The sequence below is a fragment of the Pantoea sp. CFSAN033090 genome (assembly GCF_001264395.1).
Taxonomy (GTDB): Bacteria; Pseudomonadota; Gammaproteobacteria; order Enterobacterales; family Enterobacteriaceae; genus Pantoea; species Pantoea agglomerans.
Genome location: NZ_LGYX01000011.1, coordinates 15173 through 37256 on the forward strand (window position 1 = coordinate 15173; position 22084 = coordinate 37256).

General features: G+C 54.7%; 18 protein-coding genes and 4 tRNA genes. 2 read left to right on the top strand and 20 right to left on the bottom strand.

The annotated features are described in order from the left end of the window. Nucleotides 1-14: 14 nt before the first annotated feature. Nucleotides 15-1301 (top strand): HlyC/CorC family transporter, encoded by a 1287-nt coding sequence (locus tag AFL22_RS11755; protein ID WP_022623780.1) that lies wholly within the window; start codon nucleotides 15-17, stop codon nucleotides 1299-1301. Between the two features lie 61 nt (nucleotides 1302-1362). Here AFL22_RS11755 and luxS read toward each other — a convergent pair whose 3' ends face one another. From luxS to tam, 14 genes are all read right to left on the bottom strand, one after another. Next, a complete protein-coding gene (gene luxS, locus AFL22_RS11760) occupies nucleotides 1363-1878 on the bottom strand; it encodes an S-ribosylhomocysteine lyase (RefSeq protein WP_009086888.1) in 516 nt (171 codons plus the stop codon). A gap of 150 nt (nucleotides 1879-2028) precedes the next feature. Next, nucleotides 2029-3636, bottom strand: a complete 1608-nt coding sequence (gene gshA / locus AFL22_RS11765; RefSeq protein WP_050680043.1) for a glutamate--cysteine ligase — start codon at nucleotides 3634-3636, stop codon at nucleotides 2029-2031. Between the two features lie 31 nt (nucleotides 3637-3667). Then, complete coding sequence (locus AFL22_RS11770; protein WP_010248498.1) at nucleotides 3668-4096, bottom strand: YqaA family protein; 429 nt, start codon at nucleotides 4094-4096, stop codon at nucleotides 3668-3670. Continuing rightward, nucleotides 4093-4659 carry a fructose-1-phosphate/6-phosphogluconate phosphatase gene (yqaB, locus tag AFL22_RS11775; RefSeq protein WP_031594176.1) on the bottom strand — a complete coding sequence of 189 codons (567 nt, stop codon included), beginning with the start codon at nucleotides 4657-4659 and terminating at the stop codon, nucleotides 4093-4095. The genes AFL22_RS11770 and yqaB overlap by 4 nt, the downstream gene beginning before the upstream one ends. Before the next feature lie 596 nt (nucleotides 4660-5255). Beyond that, a tRNA-Arg gene (locus tag AFL22_RS11780) sits at nucleotides 5256-5332 on the bottom strand. Nucleotides 5333-5554: 222 nt separating this feature from the next. Then, nucleotides 5555-5631 (bottom strand) — tRNA-Arg (locus tag AFL22_RS11785). A gap of 83 nt (nucleotides 5632-5714) precedes the next feature. Beyond that, nucleotides 5715-5791, bottom strand: a tRNA-Arg gene (locus AFL22_RS11790). A gap of 8 nt (nucleotides 5792-5799) precedes the next feature. Then, a tRNA-Ser gene (locus AFL22_RS11795) sits at nucleotides 5800-5892 on the bottom strand. Between the two features lie 283 nt (nucleotides 5893-6175). Beyond that, entirely contained in the window at nucleotides 6176-6361 is a 186-nt protein-coding gene (csrA, locus tag AFL22_RS11800) for a carbon storage regulator CsrA (protein ID WP_008927091.1), read from the bottom strand. Nucleotides 6362-6611: 250 nt separating this feature from the next. Next, complete coding sequence (alaS, locus tag AFL22_RS11805) at nucleotides 6612-9239, bottom strand: alanine--tRNA ligase (protein WP_052271489.1); 2628 nt, start codon at nucleotides 9237-9239, stop codon at nucleotides 6612-6614. 133 nt (nucleotides 9240-9372) lie between these two features. Further along, entirely contained in the window at nucleotides 9373-9891 is a 519-nt protein-coding gene (locus AFL22_RS11810; RefSeq protein ID WP_010248508.1) for a regulatory protein RecX, read from the bottom strand. Nucleotides 9892-10013: 122 nt separating this feature from the next. Beyond that, nucleotides 10014-11081 carry a recombinase RecA gene (gene recA / locus AFL22_RS11815; protein ID WP_010248510.1) on the bottom strand — a complete coding sequence of 356 codons (1068 nt, stop codon included), beginning with the start codon at nucleotides 11079-11081 and terminating at the stop codon, nucleotides 10014-10016. A gap of 95 nt (nucleotides 11082-11176) precedes the next feature. Further along, nucleotides 11177-11671 (bottom strand): nicotinamide-nucleotide amidase, encoded by a 495-nt coding sequence (gene pncC, locus AFL22_RS11820; protein ID WP_010672121.1) that lies wholly within the window; start codon nucleotides 11669-11671, stop codon nucleotides 11177-11179. Between the two features lie 105 nt (nucleotides 11672-11776). Next, nucleotides 11777-12553 carry a trans-aconitate 2-methyltransferase gene (gene tam, locus AFL22_RS11825; RefSeq protein WP_052271530.1) on the bottom strand — a complete coding sequence of 259 codons (777 nt, stop codon included), beginning with the start codon at nucleotides 12551-12553 and terminating at the stop codon, nucleotides 11777-11779. A gap of 167 nt (nucleotides 12554-12720) precedes the next feature. Between tam and AFL22_RS11830 the strand changes: the two genes are divergently transcribed. Beyond that, nucleotides 12721-13608 carry a dihydrodipicolinate synthase family protein gene (locus tag AFL22_RS11830; RefSeq protein WP_033758690.1) on the top strand — a complete coding sequence of 296 codons (888 nt, stop codon included), beginning with the start codon at nucleotides 12721-12723 and terminating at the stop codon, nucleotides 13606-13608. 34 nt (nucleotides 13609-13642) lie between these two features. Here AFL22_RS11830 and AFL22_RS11835 read toward each other — a convergent pair whose 3' ends face one another. The 6 genes from AFL22_RS11835 to AFL22_RS11860 all read right to left on the bottom strand — a co-directional run bounded on the left by AFL22_RS11835 (nucleotide 13643) and on the right by AFL22_RS11860 (nucleotide 21992). Then, the gene (locus AFL22_RS11835) at nucleotides 13643-13978 is read right to left on the bottom strand and encodes a zinc ribbon domain-containing protein YjdM (protein ID WP_010248517.1); all 336 of its coding nucleotides are present in this window, start codon (nucleotides 13976-13978) and stop codon (nucleotides 13643-13645) included. Between the two features lie 80 nt (nucleotides 13979-14058). Continuing rightward, nucleotides 14059-15141 (bottom strand): lytic murein transglycosylase B, encoded by a 1083-nt coding sequence (gene mltB / locus AFL22_RS11840; protein ID WP_010248519.1) that lies wholly within the window; start codon nucleotides 15139-15141, stop codon nucleotides 14059-14061. A gap of 149 nt (nucleotides 15142-15290) precedes the next feature. Then, nucleotides 15291-15968 carry a respiratory nitrate reductase subunit gamma gene (gene narI / locus AFL22_RS11845; RefSeq protein WP_022623789.1) on the bottom strand — a complete coding sequence of 226 codons (678 nt, stop codon included), beginning with the start codon at nucleotides 15966-15968 and terminating at the stop codon, nucleotides 15291-15293. Continuing rightward, nucleotides 15965-16693: a nitrate reductase molybdenum cofactor assembly chaperone gene (narJ, locus tag AFL22_RS11850; protein ID WP_033772484.1), complete on the bottom strand. Its 729-nt coding sequence runs from the start codon at nucleotides 16691-16693 to the stop codon at nucleotides 15965-15967. The genes narI and narJ overlap by 4 nt, the downstream gene beginning before the upstream one ends. Beyond that, the gene (gene narH / locus AFL22_RS11855) at nucleotides 16690-18234 is read right to left on the bottom strand and encodes a nitrate reductase subunit beta (RefSeq protein ID WP_010248525.1); all 1545 of its coding nucleotides are present in this window, start codon (nucleotides 18232-18234) and stop codon (nucleotides 16690-16692) included. The genes narJ and narH overlap by 4 nt, the downstream gene beginning before the upstream one ends. Further along, complete coding sequence (locus tag AFL22_RS11860) at nucleotides 18231-21992, bottom strand: nitrate reductase subunit alpha (RefSeq protein ID WP_010248527.1); 3762 nt, start codon at nucleotides 21990-21992, stop codon at nucleotides 18231-18233. The genes narH and AFL22_RS11860 overlap by 4 nt, the downstream gene beginning before the upstream one ends. Nucleotides 21993-22084 lie beyond the last annotated feature (92 nt).

Here is a 22084-nt window from a genome sequence, read left to right on the forward strand (position 1 = left end):
AAGGAAGTTCTGCGTTGGAGAATGTTTCAACCACCACGCTGATTATTATTCTCTGCGTCATGGTACTGGTTTCCGCCTGGTTTGCCGGGTCGGAAACCGGAATGATGACGCTTAACCGCTATAAGCTGCGCCATCAGGCTAAAAACGGCAGTCGCCCCGCACGCCGGGTGGAGAAGTTACTGCGTCGCCCCGACCGGTTGCTCAGCCTGGTATTAATCGGCAATAACCTGGTGAATATTCTGGCTTCCGCACTTGCCACCATTGTTGGCATGCGTATTCACGGTGACGAAGGGGTCGCGATCGCAACCGGTATCCTGACCTTTGTGGTGCTGGTATTTGCTGAAGTGCTGCCAAAAACAGTGGCGGCCCTCTATCCCGAACGCGTCGCCTTTCCCAGCAGCCTGCTGCTGGTCCCGCTGCAATACATCATGCTGCCGCTGGTCTGGCTACTGAACACCATTACGCGTCTGCTGATGAGGATGGCGGGTATCCGCGCTGACGGTGCCATTAACTCCGCGCTGAGCAAAGAGGAGTTGCGTACCATCGTCTATGAGTCACGTAGCCTGATGTCACGCCGTAATCAGGACATGCTGCTCTCCGTGCTCGACCTGGAGAAAGTCAGCGTTGATGACATCATGGTTCCGCGTAATGAGATCGTCGGTATTAACATCAACGATGACTGGAAGTCAGTCGTTCGCCAGTTAAGCCACTCGCCACACGGCCGCATTGTGCTATTCCGGGACTCACTGGATGACTGCGTCGGCATGCTGCGGGTGCGCGAAGCCTGGCGCATGATGACGGAGAAAAAAGAGTTCACCAAAGAGACGCTGCTGCGCGCCGCCGATGAGATCTACTACATCCCGGAAGGGACACCGCTGAACACCCAACTGGTGAAGTTCCAGCGCAACAAAGAGAAAGCGGGTGTGGTGGTGGATGAGTATGGCGACATCAAAGGGCTGGTGACGATAGAGGACATTCTGGAGGAGATCGTGGGTGACTTCACCACCTCCATGTCACCGTCACTGGCAGAAGAAGTGATGCCGCAGAATGATGGGTCCGTGCTGATTGAAGGCAGCGCCAGTGTGCGTGAAATTAACAAGGCGTTTAACTGGCAACTGCCAGAGCAGGAAGCGCGCACCATCAACGGCATGCTGCTGGAAGCGCTGGAAGAGATCCCTGCCATCGCCACCCGTGTTCAGATCGGCCACTACAACGTCGATATTCTGGACGTGCAGGACAACATGATTAAACAGGTGCGCATCACGCCGAAGACGCCACTGAAAAAATCGGTAGGGTCCTGAAGCGATAAAAAAACGCCGCAATCGACATGATGCGGCGTTTTTTTTAGCAGCAAAGCCCTGACTAGATGTGCAGTTCTTTCAGCTTTTCAGCAGGCAGTTTCAGATCTTCGTTGCGGTTAACGCCGATCTCATGCGCCAGCACATTGCGGGCGATCTGCTGCGCTTCATCCAGTGAGTGCAGCTTGTAGCTGCCGCACTGGTATTCATTCAGCTCAGGGATCTGGTTCTGATCTTTCACTTTCAGAACATCTTCCATCGCCCCTTTCCACGCTTTGGCAACGCGCTGCTCGTCTGGTGTACCAATCAGGCTCATGTAGAAGCCGGTGCGGCAACCCATTGGCGAGATATCGACGATTTCCACACCATCACCATTCAGGTGATCACGCATGAAGCCGGCAAAGAGATGCTCCAGCGTATGAATGCCACGCTCAGTGAGAATATCAATGTTCGGGCGGCAAAAACGCAGGTCAAAAACGGTAATCGTATCGCCATGCGGAGTCTTCATGGTTTTCGCAACGCGAACTGCCGGTGCGCCCATGATGGTGTGATCAACGGTAAAACTGTCCAGTAGTGGCATACGTCACCTCCTGTTCTGAGAATTTTTTTTAAAACGATGAAACTTTTCTGTTCGCCCAACGTCTGAATATATGAAAGACGCGCATTTGTTATCATCATCCCTGACAACAGAGATGTTAATTTGGCCACATTGATGTGGCCTTTTTCTTTTCTACCCTTCCCGGCTCGCCAGATACGCTTCAAAATCCAGCTTATCATTCGCTTCCAGCTGCTGCTGTGCAGCAACAGACGCCTGCGCCTGACGCGTGAAATCTTCTTCTGTCAGCACTTCCAGCGGCTCTTCGCAGAGCAGATGGCGATACTGTTCAGCCAGCGCCACGCCGGTTCCGGTTACACCGTTGTCCTTCATTGCCTGAAGGATGCGCGCCGAGTAGGTTAGCTCAGGATCGTCGAACGATGCTACCAGTTGATCGCAAACCTGCTGATATTCCGTGCTGTCCTGATTATGACTGTCTAACACTTCAGCAACCCGACGCAGATCGGCAAACAGGGTTTTGCCCACTTCAACCAGCGAATGTTCCTCTTCTCCGCAGCCTACGGCAATTTTCTGGTCCGGTTTACGCCCTTCCAGCACAACCCGGTTCCAGTTTATACGGGTGCATTGCAACTCATCTGCACTCATTTCCGGCGCATCGGCCAGGGTACACCAGATCAGGAACAGGTCGAGGAAGCGAACCTGATTCTCATCTACGCCGATCGCAGAGAACGGGTTGATATCCAGCGAACGCACTTCAATGTACTCAATACCACCACGCAGCAGCGCATCAGAGGGCGCTTCACCCGAGCGTGTCACACGCTTAGGCCGGATTGGCGCATAGAGCTCGTTTTCAATCTGCAGCACGTTGGTGTTGAGCTGCAGCCAGTTACCGTCGGCATCTTTAGTGCCCATCGCTGCATACTCTTCTGACGGCGTCTTGATCGCTTTCTTCAGCGCAGTGACATAGCCTTCCAGCGAGTTAAACGTGATGCCCAGAGAGCTCTGTGATTTATTGGTGTAGCCTAAATCGCTCAGACGCAGCGAGGTGGCATACGGCAGCCACATCGTGTCTTTGTCGTTGGTTTCAAACGGCAGCGCGCTCTCACGGCCCTGCAGGAAGCTGGAGCTGATAGCAGGCGATGCGCCAAACAGATAGGGGATCACCCAGCCGAAGCGATAATAGTTGCGGATCAGCCGCAGATAGCCCGCCGAGATCGTCTCTTTTCCGCTTTCCTTATCTTTCACGTCAGCCCACTCCTGCCAGAATGAGAGTGGCAGTGAGAAATTATAGTGAATGCCGGAGATGGTCTGCATCAACGCGCCGTAGCGGTTTTTCAGCCCTTCGCGGTAAAGCGTCTTCATCTGACCAATATTGGACGTGCCATATTGCGCCAGTTCAATATTGTCCGCATCGTCAATCACGCACGGCATACTAAATGGCCACATGCGTTCATCACCCAGTTCACGGGCAACGTGACGATGGATATCGCGCAGGAATGCCAGCATATGATCAATGCTGTGATCCACTGGCGTAATAAATTCCAGCAACGTTTCGGCAAAGTCAGTGGTGATCCAGTCATGTTTCAGCGCCGACCCCAGAGATTCCGGGTGACCGCTTTTTGCCAGCTCGCCATTTGCCTCTACACGCAGCGTTTCACGCTCGATGCCACGGCCAATACCTTTAAGGGCATTGGGATGCGCTTCCAGCCAGGAGAGCGCTTTAGATACGTCCGGGATCACATTACCCCCCCGCTGTGATAATAATTTATTTTTGTTCAGCATAATGTTAACCGTAGCCTCGAATCTGTGCGAATCAATGCCACCATTGCATACCCTGTAATGTGGCAGTCGCGATAACGATATAACGCAGTGTTTTGCCGACAGCGAGAAACAGCATCGCGGGTAGCCAGGCGAAACGTAACCAGCCTGCCAGAACGCAGAGCAGATCACCTATCACTGGCAGCCAGCTGAATAACAGTGCTGCAGGTCCCAGTCGGTGCAACCACGTCATTGCTGTGTCATGCCATCGCCCCTGACGTTTTAACGGCAGCAAGCGACCAATAAGAATGTTGGTTAAGCCGCCCAAGGTGTTTCCCAGTGATGCGGCCAAAAGCAACCCGTAAACTGATGTCTTTTTTGCTATCAATAGTGCTATCAGCAGTGCTTCAGAACTTCCCGGCAGGAGCGTTGCACTTAAAAAGCTGCTGCCGAACATCGAGGCATAGGTAAGAACGTCACTCACAGTAAGCGGACATCCACCACAGCCATACCTGCCGCCTTCGCTGCCTGAATACCAAAGTCCGCATCCTCAAACACCACACAACGTGCCGGCGTCACACCCATCAGCTCAGCGCAGCGTAAGAAGGTTTCAGGCTCAGGTTTATGACGCTGTACGTCGTCAGCACCGACGACGGCCGAAAAGAGCTCACGTACGCCCAGCTGCGTCAGTAACGCCTCTGCCATGCTGTGTTCGCTTCCGGTACCGACCGCCATCGGACGCCGCCCGTGATACGCTTTCACCACCTCCATTAAAGGCAGTGGCTTAACGTTTTCCAGCAGCATCGCTTTCACGGCAGCGGTTTTTTCTGCGGCAAGAAGATGAGGGTCGAGTGACGACTGATTGGATTCAATGATGAACTGCGACAGCCGCCAGGTTGGTGCGCCATTGAAGTCGATAATACGTGCTTCATCCAGCGTTAATCCATAACGCGTCAGTACCTGACGCCACGCTTTTCGATGTGTCGGCTCAGTATCAAGAATCGTGCCGTCCATATCGAAAATCAGGGCGTCATATTGATCGTACATTGTCACTCCGGACATTCATCAAATGAGACATTACTTTAGCCTAATGTGGACAGGTTGTCGCCAGGGGGGATGAACAGCAAATGCTTTGAAAGCATTAACAATTTTTGTTTTCAGATAAAGGTGATCGTGCACGACCAGCGATAAACGTACGAAATTCCAGCGTTTTTTTAACATTCTTCTGGCAGACAAGCGGCGGCGGACGGGCATGGGCAGCAAAACAGAAGGCGTTGATGCGGGAAACAGGCGTTTCGGATCGCTTAAGTCAGGATGATGAATCAATGGGGCAGATTAAACAGGAAAAGAGTGCGTGTGAAGCCAGAGGGAAACTGCAGAGGTTTTTCAGGATACTCACTCAGCGTTTGCTGTACGGGCGGTTACGGAAGTAACGCTATCGTGTTTAGTGAGGTCTTAGCGATCATCGCGCCATGATACTTTGAGGGATTTTGAGGCTAAAGAAGAAGATGGTGCATCCAGGAGGATGACTCAGCTTGCGCTTCGCCCTGCGGGCCGTTGCTGATGCAACGTTATCCCCCTTCGTGCGGCCGGAACGCTTATTGCGTCATGTCACACTGAGGAACTGCCAACATTCGAGAAGATGGTGCATCCAGGAGGATTCGAACCTCCGACCGCTCGGTTCGTAGCCGAGTACTCTATCCAGCTGAGCTATGGATGCATTGGGGTCTATCTTTTGGGGTCTATCTTTTGAGGTACAACTTTTTATGGACTTACAGAAACCAACCTGAGGATGTTACAAAGAATGGTGCATCCAGGAGGATTACTCAGCTTGCGCTTCGCCCTATGGGCCGTTGCTGATGCAACGTTATCCTCCTTAGTGCGGCCTGAACGATAATCACGTCATGACACACTTAGGCACTGTCCATATTCGGGAAGAATATGGTGCATCCAGGAGGATTCGAACCTCCGACCGCTCGGTTCGTAGCCGAGTACTCTATCCAGCTGAGCTATGGATGCATAAAACAAATTCTTGTACAACGCAGGGTGCTAACTACTCACCATGAAAGGAATTGCTAATTCGCTTTGTTTCTTTTTTTCGATGGTGCATCCAGGAGGATTCGAACCTCCGACCGCTCGGTTCGTAGCCGAGTACTCTATCCAGCTGAGCTATGGATGCATCGAAAATGGCGGTGAGGGAGGGATTCGAACCCTCGATACAGCTTTTGACCGTATACTCCCTTAGCAGGGGAGCGCCTTCAGCCTCTCGGCCACCTCACCTTACGCTTTCTTTCGAACTGTGCGTCTGAACGTTGTTTCTGCTCATCGGCACTGCGTGGCGCACATATTACTTTCCCGGACTTTTAAGTCAAACAATTTTTCCGAAACTTTGTTTGATTGAGCAAATCACACACAATTGGGACAAAATGGCGACAAAAAGAGTGAATTATCAACAATGAAAGATGATGGCGTTAACAAAACAGAGGAGGAACAGGTAGAAAGAAAAGGCAGGATTTTTACAGAAAGCGGTAGCGCCTCGCACAGGTGCGAGACGCTGAATCCGTTAAACGCTGGTTTGTTGCGTTTTTTCAGCCTGGATGCGTTGATAGATCTCTTCGCGATGCACAGACACTTCTTTCGGCGCGTTAACACCGATACGAACCTGGTTACCCTTAACACCCAGCACCGTTACAGTTACCTCATCACCGATCATGAGGGTTTCACCAACTCGACGAGTTAGAATAAGCATTCTTTGCTCCTTGAAAGATTAAAAGAGTCGGGCTTGTACAGGCTCCCGGCATTATCCATCATTTAACGCTGCACAATGTGTATGAGAAATACACCAATGCACATCGATGCGCCAATACATTCTGCTGATAGTTAGTTTAGCCGAAATACACTACATCAACCTGACTTTGTCATTTGCTGCTTTAGCATCGTATTAAAAAGCGCCGGAACAACCGTTCTGACGCTTTTTACGATGCCTTGTTTTAATTCACTTACAGACGGCTGCTGACCCAGTCCTCAACCCCTGCTAATGCGCCTTTCAGAGCACCCGCATCGTTACCACCAGCTTGTGCCATATCAGGACGGCCACCGCCCTTCCCGCCAACCTGCTGAGCCAGACCGGCAATCAACTCACCCGCTTTAACACGGTCAGTCAGATCTTTGGTCACACCCGCAATCAGCGACACCTTACCTTCAGTAACCGTTGCCAGCACAATAATCGCCGAACCCAGCTGATTCTTAAGATCATCAACCATGGTACGCAACATTTTAGGTTCAACATTGTTGAGCTCACTGACCAGCAGTTTCACTCCCTTAATGTCGATAGCATTGCTGCTCAGTGAAGCGCTCTCCTGCGCGGCTTGCTGATCGCGCAGTTGCTGCAACTCTTTCTCCAGAGCCCGTACATGATCGACCAGACCACGCACTTTCTCATTCAGGTTGCTGCTGTTCGCTTTTACCAGCTGCGCAAGATCCTGCAGCTGGCTGCTCTGCGCATTGACCTGCGCCAGCGCGCCTTCACCCGTAATCGCTTCGATACGACGAATACCGGCTGCGGTACCTGACTCCGCCTGAATACGGAACAGCCCGATGTCACCCGTGCGCGCAGCATGGGTACCACCACACAGCTCAACAGAGAAATCACCCATGGTCAGAACGCGCACGCGCTGATCATATTTCTCGCCAAACAGTGCCATTGCCCCTTTAGACTTCGCCGCATCCAGATCCATCACTTCGGTTTCAACCGGCAGGTTGCGACGAATTTGCGCATTGACGATATCTTCGACCTGACGAATCTCCTGAGGTTTCATCGCTTCGAAATGCGAGAAATCGAAACGCAGGTACTTATCGTTAACCAGCGAGCCTTTCTGCGCCACATGCTCACCTAAAACCTGACGCAAGGCGGCATGCAGTAAGTGAGTAGCAGAGTGGTTAAGACGGATGCGCGCACGGCGTGCCGCATCAACCTCTGCCTCAAGGCGATCACCGATACGCAACTGCCCTGCGGTCAGCTTACCGACATGACCGATTGCCTGACCATATTTTTGTGTATCCTGGACGCTAAATTCAGCATTCTTCCCTTTCAGCAGACCGGTATCGCCTACCTGGCCACCCGATTCGCCATAGAATGGCGTTTCATCCAGCACGACCACAGCATCCTGACCCGCGGTCACTTCATCAACCGCCTCGCCTGCAACATAGAGCGCTTTCACCGTGGCAGCTAAATCGAGCTGGTCGTAGCCTTTGAAGGATGAGGCGGCATCAATACGAATAACGTTGCTGTAGTCAGCGCCGAAGCCACTCGCTTCACGTGCGCGCTGACGCTGCTGCTCCATCGCCCGCTCAAAGCCGGCTTCATCGATTTTCAGATTGCGTTCGCGACAGACGTCAGCCGTTAAATCAGCCGGGAAACCAAAGGTATCGTAGAGACGAAAGACGATTTCGCCATCCAGCGTGTCGCCCTGCAGTTTTTCCAGCTCTTCGTCCAGCAGCGCCAGTCCGCGCTCCAGGGTTCTGGCAAACTGATCTTCTTCGCTTTTCAGCACCTGCTCAACCTGAGCCTGCTGGCGCTGTAACTCTTCGCCTGCGGCACCCATGACCTCAACCAGTGGCGCAACCAGCTTATAGAAGAAGGCCTCTTTAGCGCCCAGCATGTTGCCATGACGCACGGCACGACGAATGATACGACGCAGCACGTAGCCACGGTTCTCATTAGACGGGATGACGCCATCGGCAATCAGGAATGCACAGGAGCGAATGTGGTCGGCAATGACACGCAGCGATTTGTTACTGAGGTCAGTGGCACCGGTAACCTGTGCCACGGCCTGAATCAGTTTCTGGAACAGGTCGATTTCATAGTTGGAGTTGACGTGTTGCAGAACGGCAGAAATACGCTCAAGGCCCATTCCGGTATCAACCGACGGTTTTGGCAGCGGCAGCATGGTGCCATCAGCCTGACGGTTGAACTGCATAAAGACGATGTTCCAGATCTCAATGTAACGGTCACCATCTTCTTCCGGGCTGCCCGGCGGGCCACCCCAGATGTGATCGCCATGATCGTAGAAAATCTCGCTGCACGGACCACAAGGACCGGTATCGCCCATCTGCCAGAAGTTATCTGACGCATACGCGCTGCCCTTGTTGTCGCCGATGCGAATAATGCGTTCACGTGGCACACCGATTTCGTTCGCCCAGATATCAAAGGCTTCATCGTCGGTTTCATAGATCGTCACCCACAGACGCTCTTTTGGCAGGCTGAACCACTGCTCGCTCGTCAGCAGTTCCCAGGCAAAACCAATCGCCTCTCTCTTGAAGTAGTCACCAAAGCTGAAGTTACCCAGCATTTCAAAGAAGGTGTGGTGACGTGCGGTGTAACCGACGTTTTCAAGATCGTTGTGTTTGCCGCCTGCGCGTACACAGCGCTGTGACGTGGTCGCACGTGTATAGTCACGTTTGTCCTGACCGAGGAACACATCTTTAAACTGGTTCATCCCGGCGTTAGTAAACAACAACGTTGGATCGTTATTCGGTACGAGGGAGCTGCTGGTTACAACCTCATGTCCCTTGCTATGAAAAAAGTCGAGAAACGCTTGACGGATCTCAGCAGTGCTCTTGCTCATATATATCCTGGAATCACGCTAACGAACGTTCCCTCTGATCGGCGCGACCACATTCTGGTGGTGCCTGATTAGCGGAACAAAAAGTGGGAATAAGATAAATTTTCTTCAGTGGGAAGTAAAATTACATCGGCTTTTAGTCATCAAAATTTCTGAAAATGGACTGGATATCTTCGCTCATAAAACCCTTTGACTGCAGATAGCGTAGTACTTTCGCTTTCTCTTTCCACTCTGTGGGCAGCGGGTGTCCGAATTTTCGTTCAGCCAGCTGAGCCGCGCACGCCGCCCAGTCTACCTCTGTCTCTTCCATTGCAAGATCAATGGCTTCACGGTCGATGCCTTTCTGGCCCAGTTCAAGGCGCACGCGCTGCGATCCAAAGCCCTTACGGCTCCGGCTCTGAATAAATCGTTCGGTGAAACGCTCGTCGTTTAACCAGCCGCTTTCCTGACACCAGTTAAGAACCTGTTCCAGCAACGCTTCGGTAACAATTTCGGGCTCTTTTTTCTGCGCCCACGCAGCACGCTGCGCTGATTGTTGCAGTTTACGCGCTAACTCTGCACGGCTGTGGTCGCGCTGACCCAGAATACGCATCGCACGGTCAAGCAGACGAGAGTAAGAGACGACATTAGGTTGGGGTTGAGAGGGTTCAGTCATACTGCGCACCTTGTACAAACAGAGGGAGATTATGGCGACAGAACAGGACAGAGGGAAGGCAAGAAAGATAATAGAGGGGGATAAAACTACGGGAGAGGATTTCGCCCCTCCCGCATCAGAGATTAGAAGTCTTCGTTCGCTTCAGCCGCGTCTTCTTTCTCAGCAGCCTTGTCGGCTGCTGCGAGTTTTTCATCCGCGCCGTTGAGCAACATCTCACGTAACTTCAGATCAATCTCGTTTGCCACAGCAGCATTCTCTTTCAGGAAGTTGCCGGCATTCGATTTACCCTGACCAATCTTGTCGCCATTGTAGCTGTACCATGCACCCGCTTTTTCAATCAGCTTGTGCTTCACGCCCAGGTCGACCAGCTCACCAAAGGTATTGATACCTTCGCCGTACATGATCTGGAACTCAGCCTGTTTGAATGGCGCGGCGATTTTGTTTTTCACCACTTTAACGCGGGTCTCACTGCCGACCACGTTATCGCCCTCTTTGATTGCACCGATACGGCGGATATCAAGACGGACAGAGGCGTAGAACTTCAGCGCGTTACCACCAGTGGTGGTTTCCGGGTTACCAAACATCACACCAATTTTCATACGGATCTGGTTGATGAAAATCAGCAGGGTATTGGACTGCTTCAGGTTACCGGCCAGTTTACGCATCGCCTGGCTCATCATACGTGCCGCGAGGCCCATGTGTGAGTCACCGATTTCACCTTCGATTTCCGCTTTAGGCGTCAGCGCCGCGACGGAGTCGACGATGATCACGTCAACGGCACCAGAGCGCGCCAGCGCATCACAAATTTCCAGAGCCTGCTCACCAGTGTCTGGCTGAGAGCAGAGCAGGTTATCAATGTCTACGCCGAGTTTCTTGGCGTAAACCGGATCAAGCGCATGCTCGGCATCGATAAAGGCACAGGTTTTACCTTTACGCTGTGCAGATGCGATAACCTGCAGAGTCAGCGTGGTTTTACCTGAAGACTCAGGTCCGTAGATCTCAACGATACGGCCCATTGGCAGACCGCCTGCGCCTAATGCGATATCCAGCGACAGCGAGCCGGTAGAGATAGTTTCCACATCCATTGAGCGGTCTTCACCCAAGCGCATGATGGAGCCTTTACCAAATTGCTTCTCAATCTGGCCAAGCGCGGCAGCTAAAGCCTTCTGTTTGTTTTCATCAATCGCCATTTCAACTCCTAATCAAGCCGGGTAAACACGCACTCAGGGTGCCTGTACTCTTTCTGTTGCCGACAATTATACTGTATAGTCATACAGTATCAAGTTTAATTTGTCAGAAATTCGCCATACAGTTTCTGCAGGGCCCATGCCACCGACTGGCGGCGTACGGCATCACGATCGCCGCTAAAATGCTGCTGAAAAGTCAATACGTTATCCTGCGGCCCGGCAAAGCCAAACCATACCGTACCCACCGGTTTTTCTTCACTGCCGCCATCCGGACCGGCAATACCGCTGACGGAGATCGCGTAGTCAGCATGGGCCGCCCTGCGGGCACCCAGCGCCATCTCCCGCACCACCACATCACTTACCGCACCATACTGCAACAGGGAAGCAGCCTGAACACTGACCATCTGCTGTTTGGCCTGGTTACTGTAGGTCACAAAACCCCGCTCGAACCAGGCGGAGCTGCCGCTGATATCGGTAAAGACTTTGGCAATCCATCCCCCCGTGCAGGATTCCGCACAGGTTACGGTGGCATTGCGCTGCTTCAGCTTCTCACCTATCTGCGCACTAAGCGCCTGCAATTGCTGATCATCCATTGCGACTCTCCCTTTGGCTATGGGTTGAAGGTGGTGCAGAAAAACTGCTTTTTCAAGGTCACTCACCATTATTACGCTGTTTTTGCGGCCAGCTTTCCACTGCGCTTACCGGTTTTTCACCGCAACCATAAAAAGACGCGGGAAGGCGAGCAACACCTGACCATCGGCCTGAGCCGGATAAGCCGCGAGCAGACGCTGATGATAATCGGTCAGAAACGCCGACTGTTCGGTCTCATCCAGCGTTGCCAGGAAAGGCCGTAAACCGGTCGCCTGCAGCCAGCTGATAATTGCTTGCGCATCGGCCATCACGTGATAATAGGTGGTACGCCAGATATCCACCTCACAGCCGGCCTGCGTCAGCAGATCGTAATACTCGCCCGTGGAAAGCAGCTGTGTACGTTCAGCGGCATCGGCATTGATGCGTGAACGCCAGCGATCTGTTGCCGCCACCTCGCGCATCAGCCGGTGCGACGGCTCATTGAGGTTATCAGGCATCTGGATCGCTAACACGCCACCGGGCGCCAGCTGGCTGACCAGATGGGGAAACAGCGTTGCGTGATTATCCAGCCATTGCAGAGACGCATTGGCGTAGACCACCTGCTGCGGCACATCGGCCTGCCAGTTGCGGATGTCCGCCTGGATAAAACGACAGTGCGGCAGGCGTTCAGCGGCCTGAGTTAACATCGTGGCGGAACTGTCCAGCCCGGTAATCTGCGCCAGTGGCCAGGCATCGGCGAGCAGCTCGGTGCTGTTACCGGGCCCGCATCCCAGATCGGTCACCTGCTCAACCTGTTCCAGGCTGAGGCGCGCCAGAAGTTCGCGGGCTGGACGGGTTCGTTCCGCTTCAAACTTACGGTACAGCACAGGATCCCACTCTTTCATCATGACCTCTCGCTCAGTTATCAGATGCATCCGCTTACTGAGACGGATGAAAGAGGAAAAAGTGCGACCCGTTGCTCATTTTTGAATCATGCGCTGGCAGAGAACGGCCGGAGTTATTAAGTTAAAACACTGTTTCATTTTTTTTACATCCGATTCAGGAGTCATTTATGAGTGAAAAATCGCCCTTTGCCGGTGTCTGGTGCCCTTCAGTCACCCCGTTTAATGCGCAGGGTGCGGTCGATATTGATGCGCTAGGGCGACATTTCTCCCGCCTCAATGACTCCGGTATCGATACCTTACTGGTGATGGGCAGCATTGGCGAGTTCGCCTCACTGACGCAGCAGGAACGCTTACAACTGATTCAGGAAGCCAGACCCTTGTCATCGCTGAAGATGGTCGCGAACGTCTCGGCAACCTGCATTCCTGACATGCTGGAGCTGGCTGAAGCCGCCTGGAAAAATGACTTTGACGCGGTGATGGTGCTGCCGCCCTACTATTATGGCCAGACGCAAAACCAGCTGATGCACTACTTCGAAGCACTGGACGCCCAACTGGGTGGTAAATGGTTTGCCTACAATTTTCCGGCCCGCACCGGCTGCGATCTGACGCCCGCGCTGATTGCCGCCCTGGCGGCAAAGCTGCCCAACTTCGCCGGCATTAAAGATACGGTGGATTGCCTGTCGCATAACCGGATGATGATTGAAGAGACCCGCAAGGTGCGTAGCGATTTCGCCGTACTGTCGGGGTATGACGAGTACCTGCTCCCGAACCTGCTGGCGGGCGGTGCCGGTGTAATTTCAGGACTGAATAATATTGTACCGGAGTACTTTGCGCAGATGATGACGGCATGGCGAAGTGGCAATCTGCCGGAGCTGACGCGCCTGCAGCAGCAGATCGGCCGTCTGATGGCGATTTACAGTATCGGAGATGATTTCGTGACGACGATTAAAACGGCCGTGGCACGGCGCTATGACTCGATGAGCAGCGGCTCACGAAACTACGGTGGCACGCTGAATGCGGAACAGTGTGCCGCAATTGATAAGCTGTTCAGCTAAGCAGGAAAGCGGGCGCATCCCTGCGCCCCCGATCTCAGTTCTTTTTCACAAACTCAGATTTTAATTTCATCGGGCCAAAACCGTCGATTTTACAATCGATGTTGTGGTCCCCTTCAACCAGACGAATGCTTTTCACTTTAGTGCCGATCTTCAGCGATGAAGAACTGCCCTTCACCTTGAGATCTTTGATCACCGTGACGCTGTCGCCATCTGCCAGCAGATTGCCGTTGGCATCACGCACTTCCAGTGTTGCGTTGCTGCTGTCACCTTCTCCCTCGGTCCAGATGTGACCGCAGGAGGGGCAGTTAAGGTTATCGCCATCTTGCCAGGTGTAATCGGCGTGACAAGCCGGGCAGGCAGGTAAAGACATAGTGACTCCAGAAATATCAGTGGCTGTGTGGCCTGAAAAAGGGCGTCATCATATAACCTTACAGTTAACAAGGACAGCCTTTATAACAGGCCGCCCTGGCGTGCCTTGCTCACCGCCTCACCCAGCTGCCACACCGCCATCGCATAATGGGTACTGTGGTTGTAGCGGGTAATGACATAGAAATTGGGTAAGCCGTACCAGTACTGGTAGCTGGTGCCCAAATCCAGGCGTAGCAGACTGACCTGATCGTTACCGTTCAGCGAGCCCTGTGGTGACAATCCTGACGCCGCCAGCATGCTCACGCTGTAACGGGTTTTGAAGCCATCTTCCAGCATCGGTGCCTGACCGCTGGCCGGTACCGCCACATTTTCGCCGCTGCGCCAGCCATGCTTCTGGAAATAGTGCGCCACGCTGCCGATAGCATCCACCGGATCCCACAGGTTTGCATGACCGTCGCCGTTGAAATCAACCGCATAATCATTGTAAGAGGAGGGCATAAACTGACCATAGCCCATCGCCCCGGCAAAGGAGCCTTTCAGCGCCAGCGGGTCATCCTGCTCTTTGCGCGACATCAACAGAAAGGTTTCCAGCTCGCTGCTGAAGTACTCTGCGCGGCGCGGATAGTTAAAGGATAAGGTCGCAAGCGCATCCAGAATCCGCGTTTTCCCCATCACACGACCCCAGCGGGTTTCCACGCCAATGATGCCCACAATAATTTCTGGCGGCACGCCATAAACCTGCTGTGCGCGTTGCAGGGCATCCTGATACTGATTCCAGAACGCCACCCCATTTTGCACGTTATCGGGCGTAATGAACTTGTTGCGATAGCGGATCCAGGCGCCATTAGGTCCTGGCGCTGGCGTATAGCTTGGTGCCTGACGGTCCATTAGTCGCAGCACATAATCCAGTCGTTTGGCCTGACCGATGATGTTGTGCAGTTGCTGACGGTCAAAGTCATGCTTCTCCACCATCTTATCGATAAATTGCTCTGCTGCCGGGTTACCGGCAAAGTCGCCAAACATCGCCTGTCCGCTGTGCGACGGCTGCAGTAAAAAACCGCCCTGTGGCGCAGCCAGCATCTTCTGCTGAGACGGGACTTCAGGTTTGCTGCTGCAGGAGGCCAGAAGCGGGATGAACGCAAGGAAGGCTAACTTGAGGCGCATCGGTTATCCATAAACGAGGGGTAATTTCAGATGCGGTAATAGTAGACGTTCAGCGCAATGACATACAGGGCAAAATCTTAAAAAAACGTCAAGGCAGCCGTGGGCTAAAATGGCTGCGGGGCTCTCTCTGCCCCGCAACCATCATGCGCTTAGCGGCGGTTTCTCACCAGCTGATAACGACGGGTCAGATACTCAACCGGCGCGCTCCAGATATGCACCAGCCGGCAGAACGGGAACAGCAGGAACAGCGTCATTCCCAGCACCATGTGCACGCGGTAGATAAACGCCACGCCGTCGAGATGCTGCGAAGCGCCACCGTGGAAGGTCACCACCGCCTGCGCCCAGCCCACCAGCTTCATCATTTCACTGCCGTCCATATGCTGGGCGGAGAAGGGAATGGTCAGCAGGCCCAGCGTCGCCTGAGCCACCAGCAGGGTCATGATCAGAATATCACCGACGCTACTGGTCGCCCGCACCCGTGGATTGGTCAGACGGCGCTTCAGCAGCAGTCCACCACCCACCAGTGTCATCGCCCCGAACAGGCCACCGGCAATCATCGCCAGTTTCTGCTTCACGTCGATCGGCAGGAAGGATTCATACATCCAGTGCGGCGTCAGCATCCCGACGATATGACCGAAGAAAATACCGATGATGCCGATGTGGAACAGGTTGGAGGCGAGACGCATCCCTTTTTTGTCCAGCATCTGACTGGAACCGGCACGCCAGCTGTACTGCCCGTAGTCATAGCGCAGCCAGCTTCCCACCAGGAAGACCGTTCCGGCGAGATAGGGGTAAATATCGAAGAAGAAAGTGTTAATAAAATTCATGCTGATTCTCCTGTGGTACGCGCCGTCGCCGCGGCGATGTCCAGATACTGCGGCGCGACCGCATCGGCGAAGCGACGCTGATGCATCGCCTGCTGCGCCGAGGCGCAGCCCTGTTCGCCGAGAAATTTAATCTGCTCCTCTTCCCAGACAGCATCCAGTGCTGCCGGCGTATCGTCGCGCGCTTCCTGCGCCACCTGTGGCTTGAGGGCCGCAGGATCAACCGCGCTACCGGACAGCGTCAGTAACACTGTGAAGAGATCGGCGTAGGGGCTCTGACGCTCTTCAAGTCGCGCCGCCAGCAAGGCCAGGATAGGCACGATGTCGTCCAGTCCCTGACGCGCGGCCTCATCGCTTTTACAGGCGAGATACTCCAGGTAGAGCGGCAGGAAATCGGGCAGCTCTTTGCTGTCCAGCTCCAGACCATCGGCACGATACTGTTCCAGCAGATCAACCATCGCCTGACCGCGATCGCGTGACTCACCGTGCACGTGTTCAAACAGCAGCAGCGAGGTGGCGCGGCCACGATCAAACAGTTCGCAGTAGTCAGCCTGCACGTCGAGCAGTGGCCGGGCACAGAGCTGATTGATAAACCGCACCAGCCGTGCGCTCTGCTGCAGGTTGAGTTCAGTGGCGTCATCCAGCGCCGCGATCAGGTCGGAAGAGTGGGTAAACAGCGCCTCGTCCGGGTAGTCCAGCAGCCGCGAAAGAATCCGTAACGTCATCATGAGGCATCCTCCGGACGAATGGTTTTCTTACTGACGTCGATGGCATCAATACGGCGGCTGTTGAACAGGTTGAATTTGCTGTCGCTGCCGTGACAGCCATCGCCAAAGCTAAAGCCGCAGCCTTTGCTTTCCGGGAAGGCTTCACGCGCCAGTTCGCGATGGCTGGAGGGCACCACAAAGCGATCTTCATAGTTCGCGATCGCCAGATAGCGGTACATCTCCTGCGCCTGCGCTTCGGTCAGGCCGACCTGCTCCAGCGCCCGGATATCATGCTCACCGTCCACGCTTTCTGCGCGTTTGTAATGACGCATTGCCAGCATCCGCTTCAGTGCCAGCAGCACCGGTGCGGTGTCGCCTGCGGTCAGCAGGTTCGCCAGATACTCAACCGGAATGCGCAGGCTTTCCACATCCGGCAGCACGCCGGTGTGCGCCAGCGCTCCGCCATCCACCGCCGACTGAATCGGTGACAGTGGTGGCACATACCAGACCATCGGCAGCGTGCGGTATTCAGGGTGAAGTGGCAGCGCCAGCTTCCACTCCATCGCCATTTTATAGACCGGTGAACGCTGTGCTGCGTCGATCACGCTCTGCGCAACGCCATCTTTCAGCGCCTGCGCAATCACCGCCGGATCGTTGGGATCAAGGAAGATATCCAGCTGGCTCTGATAGAGATCTTTCTCGTTTTCCGCTGCGGCCGCCTGTTCAATGCGGTCAGCGTCATAGAGCAACACGCCGAGATAGCGGATACGGCCGACACAGGTTTCTGAACAGACGGTGGGCTGGCCCGCTTCAATGCGCGGATAACAGAAAATGCATTTTTCTGATTTGCCGCTTTTCCAGTTGAAGTAGATCTTCTTGTACGGACAGCCGGTGAGGCACATCCGCCAGCCGCGACATTTATCCTGGTCGATCAGTACGATGCCATCTTCGCCGCGTTTGTAGATCGCGCCGCTTGGGCATGTCGCCACACACGCCGGGTTGAGGCAGTGCTCACACAGGCGCGGCAGGTACATCATGAAGGTGTGCTCAAACTGACCGTAAATCTCCTTCTGGATGTTATCGAAGTTCTTATCCTGCGAACGTTTGGCAAACTCGCCGCCGAGGATCTCTTCCCAGTTCGGGCCGTTTTCGATCTTTTTCATCCGCTGACCGGTGATCAGCGAGCGCGGACGCGCAATCGGCTGATGCTTACCGGCGGGCGCATTGTGCAGATGCTGATAATCAAAATCGAACGGTTCGTAGTAATCATCCAGCGCGGGCACATCCGGGTTGGCGAAGATCTTCGACAGCAGGCCGATGCGACTGCCCATGCGCGGCTCCAGCTTACCGTTGATCTTACGGATCCAGCCGCCCTTCCACTTCTGCTGATCTTCCCAGGCGTGCGGATAGCCGACACCAGGTTTGCTTTCAACGTTGTTAAACCAGGCGTACTCCATGCCCTCGCGGCTGGTCCAGACATTTTTACAGGTTACCGAGCAGGTGTGGCAGCCGATACATTTGTCGAGGTTCAGCACCATGCCGACCTGTGAACGAATTTTCATGGTTTTACCTCCTGCTGGCTGCCCTGGCAGGCATCGTTGCCTTCCCCATCTAACCAGTTAACGTTGTTCATTTTTCTCACTACCACGAACTCATCGCGGTTCGAGCCGACGGTGCCGTAGTAGTTAAAGCCCCAGGAGAGCTGCGCATAACCGCCGATCATATGGGTCGGTTTCGGGCAGGTCCGCGTCACCGAGTTATGGATCCCGCCGCGCTGGCTGGTGATCTCCGAGCCAGGGATATTCACGATACGTTCCTGCGCGTGGTACATCATGGTCATACCCGCCGGGATACGCTGGCTCACTACTGCACGTGCGGTCAGCGCACCGTTGGCGTTGAACGCCTCGATCCAGTCGTTATCCACAATACCCAGCTCACGGGCGTCATCTTCACTCATCCAGACAATCGGTCCGCCGCGTGACAGTGTCAGCATCAGCAGGTTGTCGCTGTAGGTGGAGTGAATGCCCCACTTCTGGTGTGGCGTCAGGAAGTTCAGCGCCTTCTCCGGGTTACCGTTGGGTTTGCTGTTCAGCAACGGCTTCGCCGCACGGGTATCGATTGGCGGACGATAGACCATCAGGCTCTCGCCAAAGGCGCGCATCCACTCATGATCCTGATAGAGCTGCTGACGGCCGCTCAGGGTTCGCCACGGGATCAGCTCATGAACGTTGGTGTAGCAGGCGTTGTAAGAGACATGTTCATCTTCCAGCCCTGACCAGGTCGGACTGGAGATAATTTTGCGCGGCTGCGCCTGGATATCGCGGAAGCGAATCTTCTCATCTTCTTTATTGAGCGCCAGGTGGGTGTGGTCACGACCGGTAATTACGCCCAGCGCCTGCCAGGCTTTCACCGCCACCTGACCATTGGTTTCCGGTGCCAGCGCCAGGATCACTTCTGCCGCATCGATCGCCGTGTCGATATTTGGCCGCCCCGCTGCCGGGCCATCCGCTTTGACGTAGTTCAGTTGCTTGAGGAAATCGACCTCTTTGCTGGTGTTCCAGCTGATACCTTTGCCGCCGTTACCCAGGGTCTCCAGCAACGGTCCCAGCGAGGTAAAGCGCTCCCAGGTCGCCGGATAGTCGCGCTCCACCACCATAATGTGTGGCGCGGTTTTACCCGGAATCAGATCGCATTCGCCTTTTTTCCAGTCTTTCGCCTCAAAAGGCTGCGCCAGTTCCGCGGGTGAGTCATGCAACACCGGCAGAGTAACGACGTCCGTTTCAACGCCTAAATGACCCGGGCAGAGATCGGAGAAGGCTTTGGCGATGCCTTTGTAGATCTCCCAGTCACTTTTTGAGTCCCAGGCAGGATCGACGGCCGCCGAAAGCGGATGAATAAACGGATGCATATCCGAGGTATTCATATCGTCTTTTTCATACCAGGTCGCCGTTGGCAGCACGACATCGGAGTAGAGACAGGTGCTCGACATGCGGAAGTCGAGTGTGACCACCAGATCCAGTTTGCCTTCGGCACCCTGATCCAGCCACTCCACCTCTTCCGGCTTCACGCGGCCCTGCTGGCCTAAATCTTTGCCCTGAATGCCGTTTTCCGTGCCCAGCAGATACTTCAGCATGTACTCATGCCCTTTACCGGATGAGCCGAGCAGATTGGAGCGCCAGACAAACAGGTTACGCGGGAAGTTCTGCGGATCGTCCGGCTGTTCAGCGGCAAACCGCATGGTGCCCTGCTTCAGGCTTTCCACGGTGTAATCCAGCGGCGACTGACCGGCGGCTTTCGCCTGCGCCGCGATGTGCAGCGGGTTGACGTTAAGCTGCGGCGCTGAAGGCAGCCAGCCCATACGTTCGGAACGGACGTTAAGGTCGATCAGGCTGCCGCTGTAGCGACTTTTATCCGCCAGCGGGGAGAGCAATTCGCTGGTGGCCAGGGTTTCATAGCGCCACTGACTGGAGTGGTTGTAGAAGAAGGAGGTGCTGTTCATCTGGCGTGGCGGACGCTGCCAGTCCAGGCCAAAGGCCAGCGGGGTCCAGCCGGTCTGCGGACGGAGTTTCTCCTGGCCGACATAGTGCGCCCAGCCACCGCCGCTCTGACCGACGCAGCCGCAGAAAATCAGCATGTTCATCAGGCCACGATAGTTCATGTCCATGTGATACCAGTGGTTCATACCGGCACCGACGATGATCATCGAACGACCGCGGGTTTTCTCGGCGTTTTCGGCAAATTCACGGGCAATGCGAATGATGTTCTGACGGGAGACACCCGTAATCTGCTCCGCCCAGGCCGGGCTGTACGCTTTGATGTCGTCGTAGGTTTGCGCGCAGTTGGCATCATCCAGACCGCGATCCAGACCATAATTCGCCAGCGTCAGATCGTAGACGCTGGTAACCAGCGCTTCACTGCCATCCGCCAGTTGCAGGCGTTTCACCGGCAGCTTGTGCAGCAGGATTTCGTCCAGCGCAACGCTGTTGAAATGCTCGCTGGTAATACCACCGAAGTAAGGGAAACCGACCTCGACCACCTCATCGTGGCTCCCGAGCAGGCTGAGCTGCAGTTCAACTTCCTGATGTGATGCCCCATCACGCTGCTCAAGGTTCCATTTGCCTTTTTCGCCCCAGCGGAAGCCGATAGATCCCTGCGGCGCGGTCAGCTCCCCGGTCGCCTCGTTGATCGCGACGGTTTTCCACTCCGGGTTATTCTCCTGACCGAGCCCATCCACCAGATCGCTGGCGCGCAGCTGACGGCCGGCGGCGTAAAAACCGCCCTCACGGGGTTCCAGCAGCACCAGCATCGGCATATCAGTGTAACGGCGCACGTAGTCGCGGAAATAGCCAACTTCGCGATCAAGATGAAACTCTTTCAGCATCACGTGGCCCATCGCCAGCGCCATCGCGCTGTCGGTGCCCTGCTTCGGACTCAGCCACTGGTCACACAGCTTCGCGACCTCAGCATAGTCCGGCGTGATCGCCACGGTTTTCGTCCCTTTATAGCGGACTTCCGTAAAGAAGTGCGCATCCGGGGTACGGGTCTGCGGCACGTTAGAGCCCCAGGCAATAATGTAGGAGGAGTTGTACCAGTCAGCCGATTCCGGCACGTCGGTCTGCTCGCCCCAGGTCATCGGTGAGGCCGGCGGCAGATCGCAGTACCAGTCGTAGAAGCTCAGACAGGTTCCGCCAATCAGTGACAGGTAACGTGCGCCCGCAGCGTAAGAGACCATCGACATCGCCGGAATCGGTGAGAATCCCATAATGCGGTCAGGGCCGTAGGTCTTCGCGGTGCAGATGTTCGCGGCGGCGATCATCTCGTTGACTTCCTGCCAGCTGGAGCGGACAAAGCCGCCGCGTCCACGCGCCTGTTTGTAGCTTCTGGCCTTTTCAGGATTACTGATGATTGATGCCCAGGCGTCCACCGGATCGCTGTGCTGCGCTTTCGCGTCGCGCCAGAGCTGAATCAGCTTCTTGCGCATTAACGGATATTTCAGGCGGTTAGCGCTGTAGAGATACCACGAGTAGCTGGCACCGCGTGGGCAGCCACGCGGCTCATGGTTTGGCAGATCGGGACGGGTACGCGGATAGTCGGTCTGCTGGGTCTCCCAGGTGACCAGTCCATTTTTGACGTAGATTTTCCAGCTGCATGAGCCGGTACAGTTAACGCCGTGCGTGGAGCGCACGATTTTATCGTGCTGCCAGCGACTGCGATAGCCATCTTCCCAGTCGCGGTTGCTGTTTAACGTCTGGCCATGCTGGCCGGAAAAGGGTTCGGCCAGCTGTTTGAAATAGCGAAACCGATCAAGAAACTTGCTCATCCGGAATACTCCTGAAGGCTTAATGTGACATTGCTGACTCTGCATCTGTCCCGACACAGAAAGTGAAATTGTGCCGGTGCGCCACACCGGCT

Coding starts and splice junctions, on each gene's coding strand:
- luxS (WP_009086888.1), bottom strand. CDS start 1,878: ATGCCACTACTGGACAGTTTTACCGTTGATCACACCATCATGGGCGCA.
- gshA (WP_050680043.1), bottom strand. CDS start 3,636: ATGCTGAACAAAAATAAATTATTATCACAGCGGGGGGGTAATGTGATC.
- yqaB (WP_031594176.1), bottom strand. CDS start 4,659: ATGTACGATCAATATGACGCCCTGATTTTCGATATGGACGGCACGATT.
- csrA (WP_008927091.1), bottom strand. CDS start 6,361: ATGCTTATTCTAACTCGTCGAGTTGGTGAAACCCTCATGATCGGTGAT.
- alaS (WP_052271489.1), bottom strand. CDS start 9,239: ATGAGCAAGAGCACTGCTGAGATCCGTCAAGCGTTTCTCGACTTTTTT.
- AFL22_RS11810 (WP_010248508.1), bottom strand. CDS start 9,891: ATGACTGAACCCTCTCAACCCCAACCTAATGTCGTCTCTTACTCTCGT.
- recA (WP_010248510.1), bottom strand. CDS start 11,081: ATGGCGATTGATGAAAACAAACAGAAGGCTTTAGCTGCCGCGCTTGGC.
- pncC (WP_010672121.1), bottom strand. CDS start 11,671: ATGGATGATCAGCAATTGCAGGCGCTTAGTGCGCAGATAGGTGAGAAG.
- tam (WP_052271530.1), bottom strand. CDS start 12,553: ATGAAAGAGTGGGATCCTGTGCTGTACCGTAAGTTTGAAGCGGAACGA.
- AFL22_RS11830 (WP_033758690.1), top strand. CDS start 12,721: ATGAGTGAAAAATCGCCCTTTGCCGGTGTCTGGTGCCCTTCAGTCACC.
- AFL22_RS11835 (WP_010248517.1), bottom strand. CDS start 13,978: ATGTCTTTACCTGCCTGCCCGGCTTGTCACGCCGATTACACCTGGCAA.
- mltB (WP_010248519.1), bottom strand. CDS start 15,141: ATGCGCCTCAAGTTAGCCTTCCTTGCGTTCATCCCGCTTCTGGCCTCC.
- narI (WP_022623789.1), bottom strand. CDS start 15,968: ATGAATTTTATTAACACTTTCTTCTTCGATATTTACCCCTATCTCGCC.
- narJ (WP_033772484.1), bottom strand. CDS start 16,693: ATGATGACGTTACGGATTCTTTCGCGGCTGCTGGACTACCCGGACGAG.
- narH (WP_010248525.1), bottom strand. CDS start 18,234: ATGAAAATTCGTTCACAGGTCGGCATGGTGCTGAACCTCGACAAATGT.
- AFL22_RS11860 (WP_010248527.1), bottom strand. CDS start 21,992: ATGAGCAAGTTTCTTGATCGGTTTCGCTATTTCAAACAGCTGGCCGAA.